The sequence below is a fragment of the Paractinoplanes tereljensis genome, assembly GCF_016862435.1.
In the GTDB taxonomy this organism is placed as follows: domain Bacteria; phylum Actinomycetota; class Actinomycetes; order Mycobacteriales; family Micromonosporaceae; genus Actinoplanes; species Actinoplanes tereljensis.
Window position 1 is genome coordinate 514,291 of sequence record NZ_BOMY01000022.1, and the last position, 18,958, is coordinate 533,248.

Sequence of the window (18,958 nt, forward strand, 5' to 3'; positions counted from 1 at the left end):
TAACAGCGCAAACATACCGGGGAAGTGAGCAGTGTCAACATCGGCACGGGATGGCTATCATCACGGCGATCTGCGGGCTGCCCTGCTCCGGTCGGCCACCGAGATGCTCGAGGCGGGCGAGCCGTTCTCGTTGCGCGCGGTGGCCAAGCGGGCCGGGGTGTCGGCGACCGCCCCCTACCGGCACTACGCCGACAAGGACGCTCTGGAGTCCGCGCTGGCCACCGAGGGCTTCCGTGACCTGGGCGAACGGCTCGCCGGGGCGGGCGGGCTGGCCGAGTTGGGCGTCGCCTACGTGGCGTTCGCGCTCGAACGGCCGGCACTGTTCCAGCTGATGTTCGGCAATCCCTGCGACGACGCCGACGACCCGCGGGTCCGGGCCGCGACCGAGATCCGGCGGTTCGTGAAGCGGGTGATCGCCACCACCTATCCGGAGGCCGACGCCGCCGCCCTGGCCACCGCCGGCTGGGCCCTGGTGCACGGCCTGGCCTTCCTGCATCTCGACGGGAAACTGCCGGCCGGCGACCCGGCCGAGGTCGCGGACCGGGTCCGCACCTCGATGGCCGCCATTCTCACGGCCGGCCGGGAAAGCCCAGCAGGCGGCGGCTGACCCGGTCGAGGGCGGCGGTCAGGGCCTCGTCGGAGATCGCGGCCGGCAACGGGCGGGACTCGAGCAGCCCGGCCGCGGCCGCCGTGTGCGAGGCCACCGCGTCGGGCAGGGTGGACGCGTCCCACACCGCCCGTACCCGTCCGGCCTGCTCTTCGGAGCGTAGGAAATGCTCCTGCCGGTCGGAGCCGGTCTCGGCCAGGGAGCGCCGCCGGGCGACCACGATCGGCACCCGCCCGAGGCGCTGCACCAGCCGGACCGTGCTGCCGGCGTGGGTGATCACGATGTCGGCGTCGGACAGCCGGCGCTGCATCTCGTCGAGCGGCACCCAGCGGGCGTGCGGGCACGACGGCACCACCGGCGACGCGCCGGTCTGCACGAACACGTCGTGGTAGGCGCACAGCGGCTCGACCGCCCGGATCAGCCGGTCGAAAACCCACGGTCCCATGCCGACGGTGACCAGGATGCCGGCCATCAGTACAGCTCGCCCACCAGCACCGCGTCCCGGTGGGCGGTCACCCGGTCCGGCCGTTGTACCAGCACGACGCGGGCGAGGCGGGCGCTGAGGCGGGCGGTGCCACACGGCGTACTCGTCTGGGTCAGGGTCTCCACGAACACGGCCGGCACCCGGCGCAGGCGCGCGGCCAGGAAGTACGGCACGGTGAGCCGCCGCCCGGCCGACACCAGCAGGTCGGGCCGCGACCGGCGCAGGTGGTGATAGGCCCGCCAGACCGCGGCGACCGTGTGCGGCCAGCCGGGCGGGTCGGCCTGCCAGGTCACCGGCAGGCCGGCCAGCGCGATCTCGGTGTCGGCGGCCGGCACCGCCACCCACGAGGTGTCGTGCCGCTGCCACCACGGGCGCAGGGCGAGCGTGTCCAGCAGTACCCCACCACTGCCGGACACGATCACCACCCGTAACCCCCCGCTCATACCGGCCGACGCTAGACCCCGGCGCCGAACCTGTGGATCCACTGTGGAGCGGATCCGGCTACGCCGTTCAGTGGATGTTCAGCGCCTCTCGGAGGAAGCGCAGTTGGGGGGTGAGCAGGTCGGTGCCGGGTGCCATGTGACTGGCGCCGGGCAGCGGCAGCACGGTGTGCGGCCGGCCGGCGGCCAGCAGCGCCGCGGACAGCCGCATGGTGTGCACCGGGTAGACGTTGTCGTCGCGCAGGCCGTGGATCAGCATCAGCGGCCGTTCCAGGCCGGCGGCGTCGTCGATGAGCGACGAGCGGCGGTAGGCGTCCGGATCGAGCCGCGGATCGCCGAGGAAACGCTCCTGCCAGTGGGTGTCGTAGAGCAGGTGGTCGGTGACGGGAGCGCCGGCGACGGCGGCGTGGAAGACGTCCGGCCGCCGCAGCACGGCCAGCGCGGCCAGGTACCCGCCGGCCGACCAGCCTCGGATACCGACTCGGGTCAGGTCGAGTTCTGGATGTTTGCCGGCGACGTAGTGCAACGCGTCGACCTGGTCTTCTAGAAGACTGGTGGACCGGTCACCGTGAACGGCCCGCTCCCAGCGCGGTCCACGCCCGGGGGTGCCGCGCCCGTCCGCGATGATCACCGCGAACCCCTGGTCGGCGAACCACTGCGACGCGTAGTAGGCGTCGCGGTCGGCGACCACCCGCTGCGCGGCCGGACCGCCATAGGGATCCATCAGCACCGGGAGCCGCTCACCCTGCCAGCCGGCCGGAAACAGCACGGCCGTCCGCAACTCACGCTCACCGGCACGCAACAGAGACACCAGGGGTACGGACGGGGAAGGCACCGACAGGTCCTTGACCGTACGGCCGGAGACGGTGACCGCGTGCCCGTCCAGGGTGGCCGCGTTGACCACGGTGGTGCCGGCCGCCCGGATCCCCGAGTACCGCCCCGGCCGGGTGGTCACCCGCTCGATGCCGGTGCCGGGGGTCCACGTCCACAGGTGCCGTTCGGCCGGCTCCTCGGACGCCCCGAACAGGACCGTGTCGCCGTCGCAGCCGTGCACCTCGGCGACCTGCAGCCCGGCCGGGGTGACCGGTTGCCCGTCGACGGTCAGGTAGCGGGTGTCGCCGAGGTCGGCGGTGCCGACCAGGGCGCCGGACGCGGTGCGCGACGGCACCCCGGGGACGATCTGGGTCCAGGCGGCGTCGCGGCTCTCGGCGATGGTCTCGACCCGGCCGGTGTCCGGGTCGACGGCCACGGTTCGTAGAACTGTCTGCGGACGGTTCTGCAACACCGCCAGCAGCCCGTGCGCGTCCCACACCACGGCGACCAGATATTCGTAGTCGTCCCACCCGAAATCGATGTCGACCCGGCCGCCGACCCGGTCGAGCAGGTGCAGGCTGACCAGGGCGTTGGCGGTGCCGGCGGCCGGGTAGCGGTGCGCGGTCGGCGGCTCGTCGGGCCGGGCCGGATCGCTCAGGTACCAGGTGGCGACCGGTCCGTTGTCGACCCGGCACACGGCGAGCCGGTCGGACGCCGGTGACCACCAGTGCCCGCGCTGGCGGTCCATCGACTCGGCCGCGACGTGTTCGGCCAGGCCGTAGGTGACGTCCGGGTTCTCCGGTTCGGCCAGCGTGCGGTCGCCGGTGCCGTCCGCGCCGATCAGCCGCAGCGCACCGGAATGCACGTAGGCCACCGCGCTGCCGTCCGGGCTGAGCACCGCGTCGGTCAGCGGCGTGCGGGCCGGCAGCCGCTCGCCGTCCCCGGTCCACGGGTCGACCCGGTGCAGTTCCTGCGCGACCGTGTACGCGACCACCCGTACACCCTGGTCGAAGCTGTAATCGACGATGCCGGAACCCTGATCGCGGGCCCGCTCCCGGCGGGTCTGCTCCTGCGCCGTAGGCGCGTTCTCGCCCGCGAGCGGATCGGCCAGCAGGCGTTCCACCCCGGTCTCGAGGTCGAGTTGCCAGAGCAGACGCACCGGGTCCTCGCCGCCGCGGGAGCGCAGGAACAGCACCCGCCGCCCGTCCGGGGTCAGGCTGAGCCGCTGCGGACGGCCGAGCCGGAAGCGCTGGGTGCGGGCAAGCAGACTCGGGTACGTCGACGACATACCGGCCAGTCTGTCCTAGAACTCCAAGCGCTCGATGATGGTCGCGTTGGCGGTGCCGCCTGCCTCGCACATGGTCTGCAATCCATAACGCCCGCCGGTGCGTTCCAGAACTCCCAGCAGGGTGGTGGCGAGCCGGGCCCCGCTGGCGCCGAGCGGGTGACCGATGGCGATCGCCCCGCCGTCCACGTTGACCTTGGCGAGGTCCGCCCCGGTCTCGGCCTGCCAGGCCAGCACCACCGACGCGAAGGCCTCGTTGACCTCGAACGCGTCGATGTCACCGATCGCCAGACCGGCCTTGGCCAGGACTTTCGCGGTGGCCGGGATGATCCCGGTGAGCATCATGACCGGGTCGTCGCCGGTGACCGCGACGGTGTGGATGCGGGCCCGCGGCCGCCACCCGTGCCGCCGCGCGATCTCCCCGGTGGTGACCAGCAGCCCCGCCGCCCCGTCGTTGACCGGGCTGGAGTTACCGGCCGTGACCTTCCAGTCGATCTCGCCGAACCGCTCGGTCCAGCGCGGATCCGCGAAGGCCGGCCGCAGTCCGGCGAGGACGGCGGCGTCGGTGCCCGGCCGGATCGTCTCGTCGGTGGCCAGGTCGGTGACCGGGGTGATCTGCGCGTCGAAGTGGCCGAGCTTCCACGCCTCGGCGGCCCGCTGATGGCTGGTCGCCGAGAACTCGTCGAGCTGGGTGCGGCTGAGCCCCCACTTCGCGGCGATCAGCTCGGCGCTGATGCCCTGCGGGATCAGCCCGCCCGGGTAGCGGCGCGCGACGGCCGGCCCGCCCACGTCCGCGCGCACCCCACCGACCAGGGCGGAACTGCCGATCGGCACCCGCGACATCGACTCGGCCCCGGACGCGATCACGACGTCGTAGGCCCCCGCGACCACGCCCTGCGCGGCGAAGCTGAGGGCCTGCTGGCTGCTGCCGCACTGCCGGTCGACGGTCACTCCCGGAACAGATTCCGGAAAACCCGCGGCGAGTACGGCGAGACGGGTGGCGTTGGTGCTCTGCTCCCCCACCTGACCGACCGTGCCCCCGATGACGTCGTCGATCTCGGCCGGGTCGAGGTGGTTGCGCTCGGCGAGCGCCCGGAGGACGTACGCGTGCAGGTCGACCGGATGCACCTGGTGATAGGCGCCGCCGGGTTTGCCTTTGGCGATCGGAGTGCGTACCGCATCGACGATGACCGCGTCCCGCATGGCTTTCTCCTTTGTCGGACCGACCGGTCCGATACTAAACGCCTGCCGGACTGATCGGTCCGTTAAACTCGTCACTCATGCCACGCCCAGCGGACCCGACCGGCCGCGACCGCATCCTGTCCACCGCGACCGCGCTGTTCTACACACACGGCGTCCGCGCGGTCGGCATGGCCCAGGTGATCGAGGCCGCGGCCTGCGGAAAACACATGCTCTACCGCCATTTCCCCAGCAAGGCCGCCCTGGCCGCGGCGTACCTGGAGCAGGTGCGCACCGAGCGCGACCGCTCCGCGGGCGCCGCCGTCGCCGAAGCGTCCGACCCTGCCGCCCAGCTGGTGGCCCTGGTGGCCGAGGTAGCCGCCTGGACCCGCCGGGGTGACTATCGGGGTTGCGCCTTCCGCAACTACCTGACCGAGTTCCCCACCGCCGACGACGACCCGGCCCGGGTGGCCCGCGCTTATCTGCGAGACACCCGCCACCAGATCGACGACCTGGTCCGCGACCTGGGAAAGCCCCCGCTGGTCGCCGACCGCCTGTGGTTGCTGATCGACGCCCTCTACGCCGCCACCGGCAGCGATCCCGAGGTGGCCGTCAGCTGGGCACGCGAGCTGGTGTAGCCACGTCGAGGCGATCCGGTGGGACCGGGCGTCCGAAGTGGTAGCCCTGCAGGACGTCGAAGCCGGCCGCGGTCAGGATGTCGGCTGTCTCCTGGTCCTCCACGCCCTCCGCCACCAGGGTCAGGTGCAGGCCCTTGGCCATCGCCGCTACCGCCTCCACGATGGCCCGCTCCCGGGCGTGGTGGATGCCGTGCACGAAGGTCTGGTCCAGTTTCAGCTCGTCCAGCGGGAGCTGGGTCAGCAACGCGAGTGACGTGTAACCCGTGCCGAAGTCGTCCATGGCCACCCGTACGCCCAGCTCTCGGATTTTTCGCAGGTGGTCGGCGCTTCGGTCGGGGCGGGTCATCACGGCGCTCTCGGTTATCTCGACTATCAGAGCGTCGGCCGGCAGGCGGTGCTCGGTGAGCAGGCCCTCGATCACGCCGACGATGCGGTCCTGGGCCAGCACCGGCGCCGGCAGGTTGACCGCGACCGGGACCGGCCAGCCGGTTCGGTGCCAGCGGGCGGTCTGGGCGATCGCCTCGCTCAGCACGCGGTCGGTGAGGGCCTGGATGACCTCGGAGCGTTCGGCGCCGGGCAGGAACGCGGCCGGGCTCAGCAGGCCGTGCCGGGGGTGGTCCCAGCGGACCAGGGCCTCCAGCGAGACGACGGCGCCGGTGCGGGCGTCGACAAGCGGCTGATAGTGCAGCACCAACTCGCCCTGGTCGATGGCGGTGCGCAGTTCGGCCTGCAGGCGCAGGTCGGTGCCGGCGGCCAACTCGGGGCGCCATCGTTCGACGGCGGTGCGGTGGCGTTTGGCGGCGTACATCGCGGTGTCCGCGCCGGCCAGGAGTTCGGCCAGGTCGCGGTGGCCGGGGGTGGTGCGGGCGATGCCGAGCGACGCCTCGACGGTGATCGGGACGCCGGCCACGGTGAACGGGCCCTGGATGTCGTGCAGCAGGCGGCGGCCTAGGTTTTCCAGGTCGTCGGCCGGGTCGTCCAGCAGCAGCACGAACTCGTCACCGCCGAGCCGGAACACCTCGGCGAACTCGGGCGCGGCGGCGAGCACCGACGCGACCCGGCGCAGCAGCTCGTCGCCGCGGGTGTGGCCGAGCTCGTCGTTGATCTCCTTGAACCGGTCCAGGTCGAGCAGCATCAGCGCGACCGGGCGGTCGGAGCCGGCCAGGGCCGCGCCGGCCACCTCGGTGAGCCGGCGCCGGTTGCCGAGGCCGGTGAGGACGTCCTGCTGGGCGAGAGTTTCATAACGCCGGCTCAGGTGTTCTACAAGGGGGCCGACCGGGGCGATGCCGAGCCGGCCGTCGTCGAACTGGACGACGACCGGGTTGGGCTTGGCCGAGTTGGGGCGGGCCAGCACGGCCCGGGCCGCGTCGACCCAGGCGGTGCCCTCCGGCAGCACCAGGGCCGGGCGGCGCAGGACGGCCCGGGCCGGGCGGCGGAACAGCAGCGCCCGGCCGTAGCCGAGCCGTCCGGCGAGGACGGCTTCCAGGTAGGCGCGGTCGAGTACGTACAGGGTGCCGCCGTCGTCGGCGACCAGGCCGAGGCAGTCCGGATCGGCCCTGATCATGGCCTCGATCGCACCGACGCCGACGTCCGCGGCGACGACGGTCACCGGGGTGGCGAGGTCACCGAGCACAGGTGCGTTCGGCACGCGGAAACAGTACGTCAGCAGCGGGGACAAGATCGGTTACGCAATGAAGAATTCATTAATGCCGGTTGGTCACACGGACGGGGCGCGCCAGCGCGTGCCCGCTCGATCGCTTAGAGTCCGCCCATGGCGACAATCCACCAGGCCACTCTCACTCCGACCAAGCTCGAGTTGCTCACGACCTGGCTTTCCAGCCGCCACTGGTACCCCGGCGAGTACGTCAAGGACCTCCAGCGGGTCGGCGCGTGCCGGTTCGACGACCCGGCCGGCGAGGTCGGGCTCGAGATGATCGTGGTCCGGGCCGAGGACGGCCCCCTGGTCCACGTGCCGCTCACCTACCGGGGCGCCGCGCTCGAGGACGCCGAGCAGCACCTGATCGGCACCATGGAGCATTCGGTGCTCGGCACCCGCTGGGTCTATGACGCGGTCGCCGACCCGGTCTACCTGTCGGTGCTGACGGCGACGATCCGCACCGGCGGCGAACAGGCCGAAGAGCTGGTGGAGACCCAGGACGGCCCGCAGCGCCGCGAACCCAACATGCGCGTACGCGGTAGCGGCCAGGACCGGACGTCGGCCCCGGTGGGGCCTCCGGTCCGGCTGGAGGAGGGGGATCCGGCGGTGGTGGTGACCGAGGAGGTACGGCTAGAACTGCGCCGCGTGCTCAGCTCCGAGCCGGCCGACGGAGTTCTATATCTCTCCGGCACCTGGGAAGGGAACTCCTCGCCGACAGTTCTAGCTGAGCTCCACTGAGCTGGCTTTACTTGGCGACGCCTATCGTGTGCCCGATCGTCTCGGGCTGCTCCAGGCAGGCGAGCATCTGGTGGGCCACGTCGGCGCGGGAGGCGGTGAGGCCGCCGCGCACGTTGCGGTCCACCGCCGTCCGGTACCGCCCGCTCAGCGGCTTGTCGGTAAGTCGCGGCGGGCGGCTGATCGTCCAGTCCAGACCGCTCGCGCGCACCGCGTCCTCCATCTCGGCCAGGTCGGCGTAGTGCTCGCGGAACATTCGATGGGTGAACGGAACCCCGAGGTGGCGCATGAAGAAGCCGTCACCCGGGTCGTGTCGCGGCGGATGCGGCCGGGCCGGGGACGGCAGCGTCCCGATCGGCGCCGCGCTCACCACGATCAGGCGCCGGACGCCGACCCGCCGGGCCGCCTCGATCAGCGCGGCGGTGCCCCGGGTGGCGACCCCGGCCTCGGACGTGGTGCGGGCACCGAGCCCGGACAGCACGGCGTCGGAGCCCTTGATCGCCTCGGTCAGGGCCGGCAGGTCGGGGTGCGCGAGATCGGCATAAGCCGTACGCACCGGTGCGGTGATCTTCTCCGGGCTGCGTGCCACGGCGGTCACGTCGTGCCCCGCGTCGACGGCCTGCAGCAGTAGTTGCCGCCCGATTCCCCCGGTGGCAGCGACAATGGTGAGCCTCATGCCGTTCCTCCCCCACGTCAGTCAGTTACTATGAAAACCATAACATCTCCTTTGGGGTTCGTACTATATGGAATCCGTACCATCTTCCGACGCGCGTGACCGCCGCCGGCTCACCAACGGGGTCAAGCAGGCCCTGCGCGAGACCACGCTCCGGATCGCGCAGCTGAACCACCAGGTCAGCGGCAAGCTGGGGCTGCGCGACGTCGACTACGACTGCCTCAACCTGCTCAACCTGCACGGCCCGATCAGTCCGGGCGCGCTGGCGAAGCTGGCCGGGGTGCATCCGGCCACGATGACCGGCATCCTCGACCGCCTGGAGAAGGCCGGCTGGGTGGCCCGCGACCGCGACCCGGCGGATCGCCGGGCCACGGTGATCGTCGTGCACCGCGAGCGCGGCGGCGAGGTGCGCGCCCTCTACGCCGGCCCGAACGCGGAGATGGACGACATCTGCGCCGGCTACAGCCCCGAGCAGCTGGCAACGATCATCGATTTTCTACAACGCGCGGCCGACGTAGGACTACGGGCGACCCGAGAGTTGTAGAAGTTCCTTGGCCGCGAAATCGAGGAAGCCGTCCATGTCGGGACCGCAGTTCATCAACGCGATGTGGTCGTAACCGGCGTCCTGGTGCTTGCGGATCGCCTCGAGGTACGGCTGCGGATCCGGCCCGACGACGAACTGTTCCCGGACGTCCTCGGGCCGGACGGTCGCGCTGGCCGCCTCGAAGTTGACCGGGTTGGGCAGCTCGGACATCACCTTCCAGCCGGTGACCGCCCATCGGGTCGTCTCGTGCGCGGCCCGCACGGCGTCGTCGGCATTCGGCGCCCACGCGACCGGGATCTCCGCGTACTTCGGCCCGTCGCCGCCCGCGTTCGTGAAGGCCTCGACCAGGTCGGCGCGGGGCTCGGTGGCGAACAGGCCGGAACCGTGCGTGGCCGCCAGCTCCGCGGCCTGCTTCCCGCCGGCCGCCACCGCGATCCGCGGCAGCCGGTCCGGCAGATCGAAGACCTGGGCGTCCTCCAACGTCAAATACTTTCCGTCGTACGACTGGTAGCCGCCCTGCCACAACAGGTTGATGATGTCCAGCGCCTCGGCGAGCAGCGCCTGCCGTTCCCGTACAGCCGGAAAACCGCGACCCACCACGTGCTCGTTGAGCCTCTCACCGGAACCGACGCCCAGCGTGAATCGATCATCGGAGATGATCGCCAGGGTCGCCGCGGCCTGCGCGATGATCGCCGGGTGGTAACGCACGGTAGGGCACGTGACCCCGGTCGCCAGCCCGAGCCGGGACGTCCGCGCGGCCACCGCGCCCAGCACGCTCCAGACGAACGGCGAGTGACCCTGCACGTCCAGCCACGGGTGGTAGTGGTCGCTCATCTCGACGAACGCGAACCCGGCCTCCTCGGCCCGCACCGCCTGCCGGATCAGCTCCTTGGGCCCGAACGCTTCCGCCGCCAGCTTGAATCCCAGTTCCATGGCCTCGGCATGCCCGGAACACAGCCTGTTAACCTCGCGAATCGTGGGCGACGCGGAAAAACGGATCATCGGCGGGCGCGAGTTCGACTTCGCGCGGCAGGTCGCGGTGATGGCGATCGTGAACCGGACACCGGACTCGTTCCACGATCGGGGCAGCACGTTTGCGCTCGAGAAGGCCCTCGAGCGGGTCAAGCAGGCGGCCGACGAGGGGGCCGACTGGATCGACATCGGCGGGGTGCCGTTCGCGCCCGGGCCGGAGGTCAGCGCGGCCGAGGAGATCGACCGGGTGTTACCGGTAGTGACCGAGGCGCGCCATCTGGCGGTGGTCTCGGTGGACACCTTCCGCCCGGAGGTGGCCCGGGCGGTGATCGAGGCCGGCGCCGGCGTCATCAACGACACGTCCGGCCTGCGCGACCCGGCGATGGCCGACGCGGTGGCCGGCACCGACGCCCAGCTGGTGATCACGCACAGCCTGGCCCCGCCGCGCACCCCGTGGCCGAGCCCGCGGTACACGGACGTGACCGCCCAGGTGGCCGGGTTCCTGCGCGAGCGGGTCGCGCTGGCGCTGTCCCGCGGCGTACGCCCGGATCAGCTCATCATCGATCCGGGCCACGACCTGAACAAGAACACGCTGCAGACGCTGGAGGTAACCCGGCGGCTCGACGAGATCGCCGCGGTCGGCTACCCGCTGCTGGCTGCGGTGAGCAACAAGGACTTCATCGGCGAGACCCTGGACGCCGCCCAGACCGACCGACTCAGCGGCACCCTGGCCGCGGTCGTCTTCTGCATCACCCGCGGCGCCCGGATCGTGCGGGTGCACGACGTGGCGGCCACGGTGGACGCCGTCCGGATGACCGAGGCCATGCTCGGCTGGCGCCCACCCGTCTACACCAGGCACAACGTGTAGGGCCGGTCCTAGTGCTTGTGGTCCCAGGTGGCCATCAGGTCGACCATCCACGGCTGGCGGGGCACCGGGTCGGGACCGACCACGTGCATCGCGCCCAGGCAGGTGAGCAGCATGCCGATCGAGAAGAACTCGCGGGCCTCGGTTGAGCTGACCCCGGTCACCTCGCGCACGGTGTCGTAGAGCAGGCCGAAGCAGGCCCGCACCGGGTCGCCGATGGCCGGGTCGGCGGCAGCCGTGAAGCCGTGCAGCAGCAGGACGATCAGCTCCCGCTCGGCCAGCAGCTCGTCGTACGCCTCGCCGAGCGAAGCCAGCGTCGGCTCGGCCGCGGCCGCTTCCCGGAACTTCGCCTCGATCCGGGCGCCGGCGTGGTTCACCGCCGCGATGAACAGCTCCTGCTTGGTGCGGAAGATCCGGATCACGTACGGCTGGGACACGCCGGCCAGGCGCGCGACCTGGTCGGTGGTGGTGCCGGCGTAGCCGCCGTGACTGAACGCGGTGACGGCAGCGGTCACGAGTTGCTCGTGCCGTTCCTCCGCGGTGAGACGAGTGCGGGTGGTCATGGTTGACAGGTTATCAGTCAATAACTAACGTGGTCCGCAGAAGTTATCAGTCGATAACAACTACCGGGGAGCGCAGCATGTCCACCTCTACCGCCGTACGCCCGCAGGCCTCTCGGCCCGCCCGCCGCCCGCGCCCGCTGGCGGCGGTCCTCGCCGCCGTCGGCATCCCGATCTTCATGGTCACCCTCGACAACCTGGTGGTGAGCACCGCGCTGCCAGTGATCCGCGAGGACCTGGGCGCGTCCCTCACCGACCTTCAGTGGTTCGTCAACGCCTACACGCTGCCGTTCGCCGCGTTCCTGCTCACCGCCGCGGCCCTGGGCGACCGGATCGGCCGGCGCCGGATGTTCATCGCCGGCATCACCGTCTTCACGCTGGCTTCGGCCGCGGCCGGCCTGGCCAGCGAGAGCTGGCAGCTGACCCTGGCCCGGGCGATCCAGGGCCTGGGCGGCGCCGCTGTCGCACCCCTGTCCCTGACCCTGCTGGCCCAGGCCGTCCCCGACCGGCTGCGCACCGCGGCGGTGGGCATCTGGGGCGGCATCAGCGGCCTCGGCGTCGCGGTCGGCCCGGTGGTCGGCGGCGCGGTGGTCGAGGGCCTGGACTGGCACTGGATCTTCTGGCTGAACGTGCCCGTCGGCGTGGTGGCGGTAATCCTGGCCATCACCGTCCTGGACGAGTCCCGCGGCGGCGCCCGCCGCCTCGACCCGCTCGGCCTGGTCCTGTCGGCGGCCGGCATGCTCCTGCTGATCTGGGGCGTGGTGGACGGCCCCGACCACGGCTGGGCCTCCGCCCGGGTCCTCGGCATGCTCATCACCGGCGCGGTCCTGGTGATCGCCTTCCTGTTCTGGCAGTCCCGCAACACCACGCCCATGCTGCCGCTGAGCCTGTTCCGCTCACGCGGCTTCAGCCTGGTCAACCTGGTGACCCTGACCTTCTCGGCCGGCACCTTCGGCGCGGTGTTCCTGCTCGCCCAGTTCTTCCAGGTGGTCCAGGGCCTGAGCCCGCTCGACTCGGGCCTGCGCACCCTGCCCTGGACGATGGCCCCGATGGTGGTGGCTCCGCTGGCCGGCATCTTCGGCGACCGGCTGGGCCAGCGAAACCTCATCGTCGCCGGCCAGGTGCTGCTGGCCGGCGCCATCCTCTGGATCGGCCTGGCCAGCACCACCACGGTCAGCTACTCCGACCTGGTGATCGCCTTCGCGATGGCCGGCGTCGGCATGGGCCTGACCTTCGCCCCGATCAGCACGATGGCCCTGGCCAGCGTCTCCGAACAGCAGCGCGGCGTGGCCTCCGGCGCCAACAACACGGTCCGCGAGCTGGGCGTGGCGGTCGGCGTGGCCACCCTGGCCTCGGTCTTCAGCTCCTACGGCGGCTACACCACCCACACGGCCTTCGTCGACGGCCTGCGCCCGGCGGTCTTCGTCGGCGCGGCGATCGTCGCGGCCGGCGCGGTAGCCGCGCTGTGGCTCCCCCGCCGCGCCAGCTGACCGGCCCCGAACAGCGACGCAACCGCCCGGCGGTTGCGTCGCTGAAATCGGTTTGCCGGCCTGCATGAGCCGCCTACTGTGGCGGCGTGACGGCGGATCTGTTCGACGCGGCATCGATGTATGACGAGGATTATCTGCATTTCTTCGCGCCCGGAAGCGGAGCCGGTGGGCCGACGCACGGCCCGCTCGTCGGGACCGCCTACAGCGACACCAACCCGGCCGCCGAGCTCGTCTGGCAGCTGCTTGGTCTGGAAGCCGGCATGACCGTGCTCGACCTCGCCTGCGGGCACGGCACCCTGGCCAACGCCCTGGCCGCGCGCGGCTGCGTGGTCACCGGCCTCGACTCGTCCGCGGTCTTCCTGGAACGGGCCGCAGCCGCCGGCACCAAAGTCGAGTACGTCCGAGGTGACATGCGCGCGCTTCCGGAGTGGACCGGCCGCTTCGATCGGGTGGTCAACTGGACGACCGCGTTCGGATACTTCGACGACGACACCAACCGGGTCGTCCTGGGGGAGATCGCGCGGGTGCTGCGGCCCGGCGGCCGGCTGGCGATGGACCTCGACAACCTGGCGAAGTTCCTGGCCGGCTGGACGCCGTCGCGGATCACCGTCGCCCGCGACAACGGTGACATGCTCGTCGACCGGCACCACCTCGACCCGCTGACCGCACGCTTCGAGGTGGAACGCACGGTGATCCGCGACGGCCGGGTCCGGAAACTGACCTTCCTCAAGCGGCTGTTCGCCTACCCGGAGCTGCGCGACTGGCTCACGGCCGCCGGTTTCACCGGCGTGCAGGGCCACGGCGAGGACGGTACGCCACTGACCGCCGCCCACCATCGCATGATCGTGACCGCCACCCGATGACCACGGAACGGCACGACCCCATCAAGATCATTTCGTACGATCCGGGCTGGCCGGCCGCGTTCGAGCAGCAGCGGCCGCGGGTGGCGGAAGCGCTGCGCCGGTGGGTCGACGGCCCGGTGGAGCACATCGGCAGCACCTCGGTCCCCGGGCTCGCGGCCAAACCGATCATCGACATGCTCGCCCGGATTCCTGATCGCGACGCGGGCGACATCGCCGGGGCGATGGCCGGCATCGGCTGGGTGCACGCTCCGGAGCCCGGCGACGAGCCGGCTCGCAAGTGGTCGTTCTGCTTTCCGGACGCGGCCTGGCGCACCCACCACCTGCACATCTTCGAGACCGCCTCGGACCGGTGGCCGCAGCTGCTCGCCTTCCGGGACCACCTGCGCACGCACCCGGAGGACGCCGCGGAGTACGGCCGGATCAAGACCGCCCTCGCCGCCGAGGACGACCGCGACCGTCCCCGCTACCGATCGGGCAAGGCACCGTTCATCGAGGAATTGCTGCGCCGGGCCGCGTTACAGTGACGCCGTGGTGGTCAGTTCGCGGGATGTCGATCTGTTCGAGCGGTCGCGGGGGCGCCTCGAAGCGATCGCCTACCGCCTGCTCGGGTCGGCCGGGGACGCCGAGGACGCCGTGCAGGACACCTTCCTGCGCTGGCAGGCGGCCGACCGCGGGCTGGTCGAGACGCCCGAGGCGTGGCTGACCAAGGTCCTCACCAACGTGTGCCTCAACCAGCTCACCTCGGCCCGGGCCCGCCGCGAGACCTACGTCGGGCAGTGGCTGCCCGAGCCGGTCCTGGCCGGGGACCGGATGCTCGGGCCGGCCGAGACGGCCGAGCAGCGCGAGTCGGTCTCGTTCGCCGTGCTGACCCTGCTGGAGCGGCTGAGCCCGAAGGAGCGCGCGGTCTACGTGCTGCGCGAGGCCTTCGGCTACCCGCACGCCGAGATCGCCGGGATCCTCGAGCTGAGCGAGTCGAACTGCCAGCAGATCCACCACCGGGCCAAGCAGCACGTGGCCGGCGGCCGGGCCCGGGTGGACACCGACGCCGCGGCGGCCCGGAAGATCGTCGAGGAGTTCCTGGCGGCGACGCTGAGCGGTGACGTCGAGCCGCTCGTCAAGCTGCTGACCGACGACGCCGTCAGCATCGCCGACGGTGGCGGCCAGGTGCCGGCCCGCACCACACCGCTGGTCGGGGCCCTCGCGATCGCCCGGCTGCTGCGCGGCATCTCCCGGCCCGCGACGTTCCAGCGGTTCATCGACGGTGGCAGCTACGCGATGCACGCGGCCGAGGTCAACGGCGCGCCCGCGCTGCTGGTCACGGTGGACGACCGGATCGTCACCGCGATCGCGCTGCAGGTCACCGCGGACGGGATCGCCGGCCTGCACATCCAGGCCAACCCCGACAAACTCGGCCGGCTCGCTCGGCACTGGGCCGCCGGCGGGGAGCCGCTCGCCGAGAACTGGTGAGCCGGCTCACCGCCGTACCTGTCAGGAATTTTGGTTCTGCCCGGTTCTGGAACCGAGCGCAACCGAAGCAGACAGGAGCGACCCATGAAGCACCGCATCGTCGTCCTCGGGGCCGGCTATGCCGGCACCAACGCGGCCGGCCGGCTGGCCCGCCGCCTGCATCCGGACGACGTCGAGATCACCCTGGTGAACGCCGACGACGATTTCGTGGAGCGGATCCGCCTGCATCAGCTGGCCACCGGCCAGGAGATGCGGCGCCGGCCGCTGGCCGGCACGTTCGCCGGCACTGCGGTACGGCTACGCATCGCGCGGGTCACCGCGGTCGACCCCGAACAGCGGACGGTACGGCTGACCGATGGCGAGATCAACTACGACACCCTGGTGTACGCCCTGGGCAGCACCGCCGCCGGCGTGACCGTCAACGCCCATCACGTGGCCGGCCGCCCGGCCGCCGAACGCCTGAGCGCGCGGCTGACGGAGCTGGCCGCCGGGTCGACGGTCCTGGTCGTGGGCGGCGGCCTCACCGGCATCGAGGCGACCACCGAGATCGCCGAGGCCCGCCCCGACCTGCACGTCGCGATCGCCGTCCGCGGTGGCCTGGGTGACTGGCTGAGCGACAAGGCCCGGCGGCACCTGCGCACGGCCGTCACCCGGCTGGCGATCACCGTCCACGAGCACACCCAGGTCGAGCGGTCCGACGAGACCGGCGCGCGGACCGCCACCGGTGAGCGGATCCCGGCCGACGTGACGGTGTGGACGACTGGCTTCGCCACCCATCCGATCGCCTCGGCGACATCCCTGCGGGTCGCCGCCACCGGCCAGATCGTCGTGGACGCCACGATGCGCTCGGTCTCGCACCCCGAGGTCTACGCCGTGGGCGACGCCGCGATCGCCGAGGGTCCGGGTGGCAAGCCGCTGCGCATGTCCTGCGCGTCCGGCGGCCCGATGGCCTGGCAGGCGGCCGACGCCATCGCCGCCCGGCTGACCGGCCGCAAGGTCCCCCGGTTGCCGATCCGCTATTACGCCCAGTGCATCAGTCTGGGCCGGCACGACGGCATCATCCAGTTGGTGACCGCCGACGACCGCGCCAAGCCGTCAGCGATCGTCGGCCGCCCGGCCGCCCGGGTGAAGGAGTGGATCAGCGCGGGGGCGGCCTGGGGCAGCGCGAACCCCACCCTGCTGCTGCCCTTCCGCCGCCGCCACGTCACCGCTCAGGCGTCGGCACAGGCGTCGTCGAGCTTCTGACCGACGGTCTCGAAACCGCCGTTGACGTAGGCCTTCGGGTCCGGTTGCTGGGCGGCCGCGGTCAGGTCGGACGAGACCGCCGACAGCGCCTGCTTGAGCTCCGGGCCCGAGGTCAGCGCCGCCTCCTTGTCCAGCTTGCCGGCCATGTCGGTGAACGTGTCGCGCATCTTCTGCTTGGCCGAGTCGGAGGAGCTGCCGGCCACACCGGCCAGCTGCACCGCGCCGTCGGTCAGGATCTTGTAGGCGGCGGTGCAGGTGTATGCGGGCACGCCGGCCGACGCCGACGGGGTCGGGGCCAGGCTGAACGGCACCGGCACTCCGGCGGCCTCGGGCGAGATCTCGATCGCACAGCCGGCGGTCAACCCCGCGGTCGCGACCAGGGCGATGGTCAGGGCGGTGAGGCGACGCTGCGGCACGGTGGGTCTCCCTGAGGCTTCGCGTACGGGGTGCGGACAAGCATAGATACCCACCGCTCGGCGCGTTGATCGCCCGCAGTCGATACGTGGGGAATTAAGCCGATCAGTGGTTTTTGCCACCCGTTAGCGACACATCTCGGTGCGGCAAAGCTCAGTTAGCCGACAATGTGCCCAACATGCGAAAAAGCGGTAAATCTGCCGTCCGCCGCCGCGTTCTGATCGTCGGTGTGGCCACGGCCCTCACCGCAGCCGGTGGGGCCGCCCTGGCCGGAGTGGTCTCCCCCGACCCCGTCGTCTCGCCGTCCTTCAACGGCCCGGTCTACGCGGTCGCCTATCGCGGCGACACCGTCTACGTCGGCGGCAACTTCTCCAGCGCCAACGCGGGCGGCAAGAACGTCACCCGGACCCGGCTGGCCGCGTTCAACGCCCGCACCGGTGCCCTGCTCGACTGGAGCCCGGCCGCCGACGCGAACGTGCGCGCCCTCGCGGTGGACGGTGACGTCGTCTACGCGGCCGGCGACTTCGACAACGTCAACGGCACCGCCCGGGACGCGGTGGCCGGCATCGGGGCGACCTCCGGACAGCTCACCCCGCTCCGGCACACCGTGCTCGGCCAGCCGAACGCCCTGGTCACGGGCAACGGCCGGCTCTACCTGGCGGGCCGGATCACCGGGGTCGACGGCCAGCCCCGCACCAACCTGGCCGCCTTCACCCTGGCCACCGGCGCGCTCGACGCCTGGGCGCCGACCACCGACGACACCGTGAACGCGCTCGCCTACGGCGGCGACCGGGTCTACCTGGGCGGACGGTTCCACAAGACCAACGGGGTCGGTTCCACCCTGCGGCTGAGTGCGGTCGACCCGGCCACCGGCGTACTGGACAAGACCTTCGTCGCCAAGCCGGTGTCGCAGGTCTTCGCGCTCGCCGCCGACCAGGCCGGCGTCTATGCCGCTCTGGGCGGCCAGGGCGGCCGGGCGGTCGCCTACACCCGCACCGGCCAGACCCGCTGGACCCGGGTGTTCGACGGGGACGCGCAGGCCATCGCCACCCTGGACGGCACCACCTACGTGGGCGGGCACTTCGACAAAGCCTGCACGACCTCCAACAACGGCATCAAGGGTCAATGCACCGACGGCTCGGTGGTCCGCGGCAAGCTCGCCGCGATCGACGCGCAGGGCAACCTGCTCGCCTGGTCGCCGCAGGCCAACGGCGTGGCCGGCACCCGGCAGCTGGCCACCAGCCCCACGCTCGGCACGATCAGCGCGGTCGGCGACTTCACCACGGTCGGCGGGGTGACCCGCAAGCGGTACGTGTCGTTCGGCGGCGGGCTGCCGTCGGCCTTGGCCGGCGCGCGGTCGGTCACCGAGAAGGCCGACGCCGCGAACGACTACGTGGCGTCCTACAACTTCGACACCACGATCGCGGACGGTACGTTCGACGACGGTTCCGGCCACGGGCATCTGTTGCGCGCGGTCGTCCGCAACGGCGGCAAGCCCACCATGACGCCGCGTGGCGCCGGGCAGGCGCTGACCTTCCCGCCCAAGTGCACCGGCGCCACCTGCCCGCGCGTGGTGCTGCAGGCCCCGGACACCGCCGACCTGAACCCGGGCAACCGGCCGCTGCGCTACGGCGCCGCCGTGCTGCTGGCCGCGGCCGAGACCGCGACCGGCGAGAACATCCTGCAGAAGGGTTACTCGACCGGTGGCGGGCAGTACAAGCTGCAGGTCGACGGGGTGTCCGGCAAACCGAGCTGCGGGATGGGCGGCAAGGACGAGACCGCCGTGCACATCGCCCGCAGCCGGGAGTCGATCGCCGACGGCAAGTGGCACAACCTGGAGTGCCGCCGCACCGGCCCGACGCTGTCGATCGTGGTCGACGATCAGGTGAAGACGAGCGTGGCGGTGCCGGTCGAGCTGTCGGTGCTGTCGAGCATGCCGTTCAGCGTCGGCGGCAAGGGCGTCGGCGCCGACAACGACCAGTTCCACGGCAGCCTGGACGACGTCTGGATCCACATCGGCTGATCTT

20 protein-coding genes are annotated in these 18,958 nt (G+C 71.7%); 11 read left to right on the forward strand and 9 right to left on the reverse strand.

Annotation, left to right across the window (positions count from 1 at the left end; genetic code table 11):
* Positions 1-31: 31 nt before the first annotated feature.
* Positions 32-607, forward strand: a complete 576-nt coding sequence (locus tag Ate02nite_RS17470; protein ID WP_203806643.1) for a TetR/AcrR family transcriptional regulator — start codon at positions 32-34, stop codon at positions 605-607.
* Here the strand turns inward: Ate02nite_RS17470 and Ate02nite_RS17475 are convergent.
* The 4 genes from Ate02nite_RS17475 to Ate02nite_RS17490 form a co-directional block, all read right to left on the reverse strand.
* Positions 570-1,079: a hypothetical protein gene (locus Ate02nite_RS17475; RefSeq protein ID WP_203806645.1), complete on the reverse strand. Its 510-nt coding sequence runs from the start codon at positions 1,077-1,079 to the stop codon at positions 570-572. The genes Ate02nite_RS17470 and Ate02nite_RS17475 overlap by 38 nt on opposite strands.
* Positions 1,079-1,534, reverse strand: a complete 456-nt coding sequence (locus Ate02nite_RS17480; RefSeq protein WP_203806647.1) for a glycosyltransferase family 28 protein — start codon at positions 1,532-1,534, stop codon at positions 1,079-1,081. Before Ate02nite_RS17480 ends, Ate02nite_RS17475 begins: the two co-directional genes overlap by 1 nt.
* 67 nt (positions 1,535-1,601) lie before the next feature.
* A complete protein-coding gene (locus Ate02nite_RS17485; RefSeq protein ID WP_203806649.1) occupies positions 1,602-3,632 on the reverse strand; it encodes a S9 family peptidase in 2,031 nt (676 codons plus the stop codon).
* Between the two features lie 15 nt (positions 3,633-3,647).
* Positions 3,648-4,832, reverse strand: a complete 1,185-nt coding sequence (locus Ate02nite_RS17490; protein ID WP_203806651.1) for a thiolase family protein — start codon at positions 4,830-4,832, stop codon at positions 3,648-3,650.
* A gap of 77 nt (positions 4,833-4,909) precedes the next feature.
* Here Ate02nite_RS17490 and Ate02nite_RS17495 point away from each other — a divergent pair, with 77 nt between their 5' ends.
* Positions 4,910-5,446: a TetR/AcrR family transcriptional regulator gene (locus Ate02nite_RS17495; RefSeq protein ID WP_203806653.1), complete on the forward strand. Its 537-nt coding sequence runs from the start codon at positions 4,910-4,912 to the stop codon at positions 5,444-5,446.
* On the opposite strand, the gene Ate02nite_RS17500 is transcribed toward Ate02nite_RS17495, so the two are convergent.
* Positions 5,421-7,094 carry a putative bifunctional diguanylate cyclase/phosphodiesterase gene (locus Ate02nite_RS17500; RefSeq protein ID WP_239147483.1) on the reverse strand — a complete coding sequence of 558 codons (1,674 nt, stop codon included), beginning with the start codon at positions 7,092-7,094 and terminating at the stop codon, positions 5,421-5,423. The two genes, Ate02nite_RS17495 and Ate02nite_RS17500, sit on opposite strands and share 26 nt — an antisense overlap.
* A 123-nt stretch (positions 7,095-7,217) precedes the next feature.
* On the opposite strand from Ate02nite_RS17500, the gene Ate02nite_RS17505 reads away from it, so the two are divergent.
* A complete protein-coding gene (locus Ate02nite_RS17505; protein ID WP_203806655.1) occupies positions 7,218-7,841 on the forward strand; it encodes a CG0192-related protein in 624 nt (207 codons plus the stop codon).
* 7 nt (positions 7,842-7,848) lie between these two features.
* Here Ate02nite_RS17505 and Ate02nite_RS17510 read toward each other — a convergent pair whose 3' ends face one another.
* Positions 7,849-8,514, reverse strand: coding sequence for an NAD(P)-dependent oxidoreductase (locus tag Ate02nite_RS17510; protein ID WP_203806657.1), 666 nt, complete (start codon positions 8,512-8,514; stop codon positions 7,849-7,851).
* 67 nt (positions 8,515-8,581) lie between these two features.
* On the opposite strand from Ate02nite_RS17510, the gene Ate02nite_RS17515 reads away from it, so the two are divergent.
* Positions 8,582-9,055, forward strand: a complete 474-nt coding sequence (locus Ate02nite_RS17515) for a MarR family winged helix-turn-helix transcriptional regulator (protein ID WP_203806659.1) — start codon at positions 8,582-8,584, stop codon at positions 9,053-9,055.
* Here the strand turns inward: Ate02nite_RS17515 and Ate02nite_RS17520 are convergent.
* Positions 9,032-9,988, reverse strand: coding sequence for a TIGR03557 family F420-dependent LLM class oxidoreductase (locus Ate02nite_RS17520; protein WP_203806661.1), 957 nt, complete (start codon positions 9,986-9,988; stop codon positions 9,032-9,034). The two genes, Ate02nite_RS17515 and Ate02nite_RS17520, sit on opposite strands and share 24 nt — an antisense overlap.
* A 109-nt stretch (positions 9,989-10,097) precedes the next feature.
* On the opposite strand from Ate02nite_RS17520, the gene folP reads away from it, so the two are divergent.
* Positions 10,098-10,895, forward strand: coding sequence for a dihydropteroate synthase (gene folP, locus Ate02nite_RS17525; RefSeq protein WP_438871217.1), 798 nt, complete (start codon positions 10,098-10,100; stop codon positions 10,893-10,895).
* Positions 10,896-10,903: 8 nt separating this feature from the next.
* On the opposite strand, the gene Ate02nite_RS17530 is transcribed toward folP, so the two are convergent.
* Positions 10,904-11,455: a TetR/AcrR family transcriptional regulator gene (locus Ate02nite_RS17530; protein WP_203806665.1), complete on the reverse strand. Its 552-nt coding sequence runs from the start codon at positions 11,453-11,455 to the stop codon at positions 10,904-10,906.
* A 77-nt stretch (positions 11,456-11,532) separates the two neighbouring features.
* On the opposite strand from Ate02nite_RS17530, the gene Ate02nite_RS17535 reads away from it, so the two are divergent.
* The 5 genes from Ate02nite_RS17535 to Ate02nite_RS17555 all read left to right on the forward strand — a co-directional run bounded on the left by Ate02nite_RS17535 (position 11,533) and on the right by Ate02nite_RS17555 (position 16,517).
* Positions 11,533-12,942, forward strand: coding sequence for a DHA2 family efflux MFS transporter permease subunit (locus Ate02nite_RS17535; protein WP_203806667.1), 1,410 nt, complete (start codon positions 11,533-11,535; stop codon positions 12,940-12,942).
* 86 nt (positions 12,943-13,028) lie between these two features.
* On the forward strand, positions 13,029-13,805 hold the full coding sequence (locus Ate02nite_RS17540; protein WP_203806669.1) for a class I SAM-dependent methyltransferase: 777 nt from the start codon (positions 13,029-13,031) through the stop codon (positions 13,803-13,805).
* A complete protein-coding gene (locus Ate02nite_RS17545) occupies positions 13,802-14,329 on the forward strand; it encodes a GrpB family protein (RefSeq protein ID WP_203806671.1) in 528 nt (175 codons plus the stop codon). Before Ate02nite_RS17540 ends, Ate02nite_RS17545 begins: the two co-directional genes overlap by 4 nt.
* A gap of 4 nt (positions 14,330-14,333) precedes the next feature.
* Positions 14,334-15,272, forward strand: coding sequence for an RNA polymerase sigma-70 factor (locus Ate02nite_RS17550; protein ID WP_203806673.1), 939 nt, complete (start codon positions 14,334-14,336; stop codon positions 15,270-15,272).
* Positions 15,273-15,356: 84 nt separating this feature from the next.
* Positions 15,357-16,517, forward strand: coding sequence for an NAD(P)/FAD-dependent oxidoreductase (locus Ate02nite_RS17555; RefSeq protein ID WP_203806675.1), 1,161 nt, complete (start codon positions 15,357-15,359; stop codon positions 16,515-16,517).
* Here the strand turns inward: Ate02nite_RS17555 and Ate02nite_RS17560 are convergent.
* A complete protein-coding gene (locus Ate02nite_RS17560; protein WP_203806677.1) occupies positions 16,484-16,933 on the reverse strand; it encodes a hypothetical protein in 450 nt (149 codons plus the stop codon). The genes Ate02nite_RS17555 and Ate02nite_RS17560 overlap by 34 nt on opposite strands.
* 227 nt (positions 16,934-17,160) lie before the next feature.
* Here Ate02nite_RS17560 and Ate02nite_RS17565 point away from each other — a divergent pair, with 227 nt between their 5' ends.
* Positions 17,161-18,954 (forward strand): LamG domain-containing protein, encoded by a 1,794-nt coding sequence (locus tag Ate02nite_RS17565; protein WP_239147485.1) that lies wholly within the window; start codon positions 17,161-17,163, stop codon positions 18,952-18,954.
* Positions 18,955-18,958 lie beyond the last annotated feature (4 nt).

Excerpts from the sequence above, each read along its gene's own strand:
- Ate02nite_RS17495 (WP_203806653.1), top strand. The coding sequence starts at position 4,910 with ATGCCACGCCCAGCGGACCCGACCGGCCGCGACCGCATCCTGTCCACC.
- Ate02nite_RS17545 (WP_203806671.1), top strand. The coding sequence starts at position 13,802 with ATGACCACGGAACGGCACGACCCCATCAAGATCATTTCGTACGATCCG.
- Ate02nite_RS17480 (WP_203806647.1), bottom strand. The coding sequence starts at position 1,534 with ATGAGCGGGGGGTTACGGGTGGTGATCGTGTCCGGCAGTGGTGGGGTA.
- Ate02nite_RS17505 (WP_203806655.1), top strand. The coding sequence starts at position 7,218 with ATGGCGACAATCCACCAGGCCACTCTCACTCCGACCAAGCTCGAGTTG.
- Ate02nite_RS17475 (WP_203806645.1), bottom strand. The coding sequence starts at position 1,079 with ATGGCCGGCATCCTGGTCACCGTCGGCATGGGACCGTGGGTTTTCGAC.
- Ate02nite_RS17555 (WP_203806675.1), top strand. The coding sequence starts at position 15,357 with ATGAAGCACCGCATCGTCGTCCTCGGGGCCGGCTATGCCGGCACCAAC.
- Ate02nite_RS17510 (WP_203806657.1), bottom strand. The coding sequence starts at position 8,514 with ATGAGGCTCACCATTGTCGCTGCCACCGGGGGAATCGGGCGGCAACTA.
- folP (WP_438871217.1), top strand. The coding sequence starts at position 10,098 with ATGGCGATCGTGAACCGGACACCGGACTCGTTCCACGATCGGGGCAGC.
- Ate02nite_RS17490 (WP_203806651.1), bottom strand. The coding sequence starts at position 4,832 with ATGCGGGACGCGGTCATCGTCGATGCGGTACGCACTCCGATCGCCAAA.
- Ate02nite_RS17535 (WP_203806667.1), top strand. The coding sequence starts at position 11,533 with ATGTCCACCTCTACCGCCGTACGCCCGCAGGCCTCTCGGCCCGCCCGC.
- Ate02nite_RS17530 (WP_203806665.1), bottom strand. The coding sequence starts at position 11,455 with ATGACCACCCGCACTCGTCTCACCGCGGAGGAACGGCACGAGCAACTC.
- Ate02nite_RS17515 (WP_203806659.1), top strand. The coding sequence starts at position 8,582 with ATGGAATCCGTACCATCTTCCGACGCGCGTGACCGCCGCCGGCTCACC.
- Ate02nite_RS17520 (WP_203806661.1), bottom strand. The coding sequence starts at position 9,988 with ATGGAACTGGGATTCAAGCTGGCGGCGGAAGCGTTCGGGCCCAAGGAG.
- Ate02nite_RS17485 (WP_203806649.1), bottom strand. The coding sequence starts at position 3,632 with ATGTCGTCGACGTACCCGAGTCTGCTTGCCCGCACCCAGCGCTTCCGG.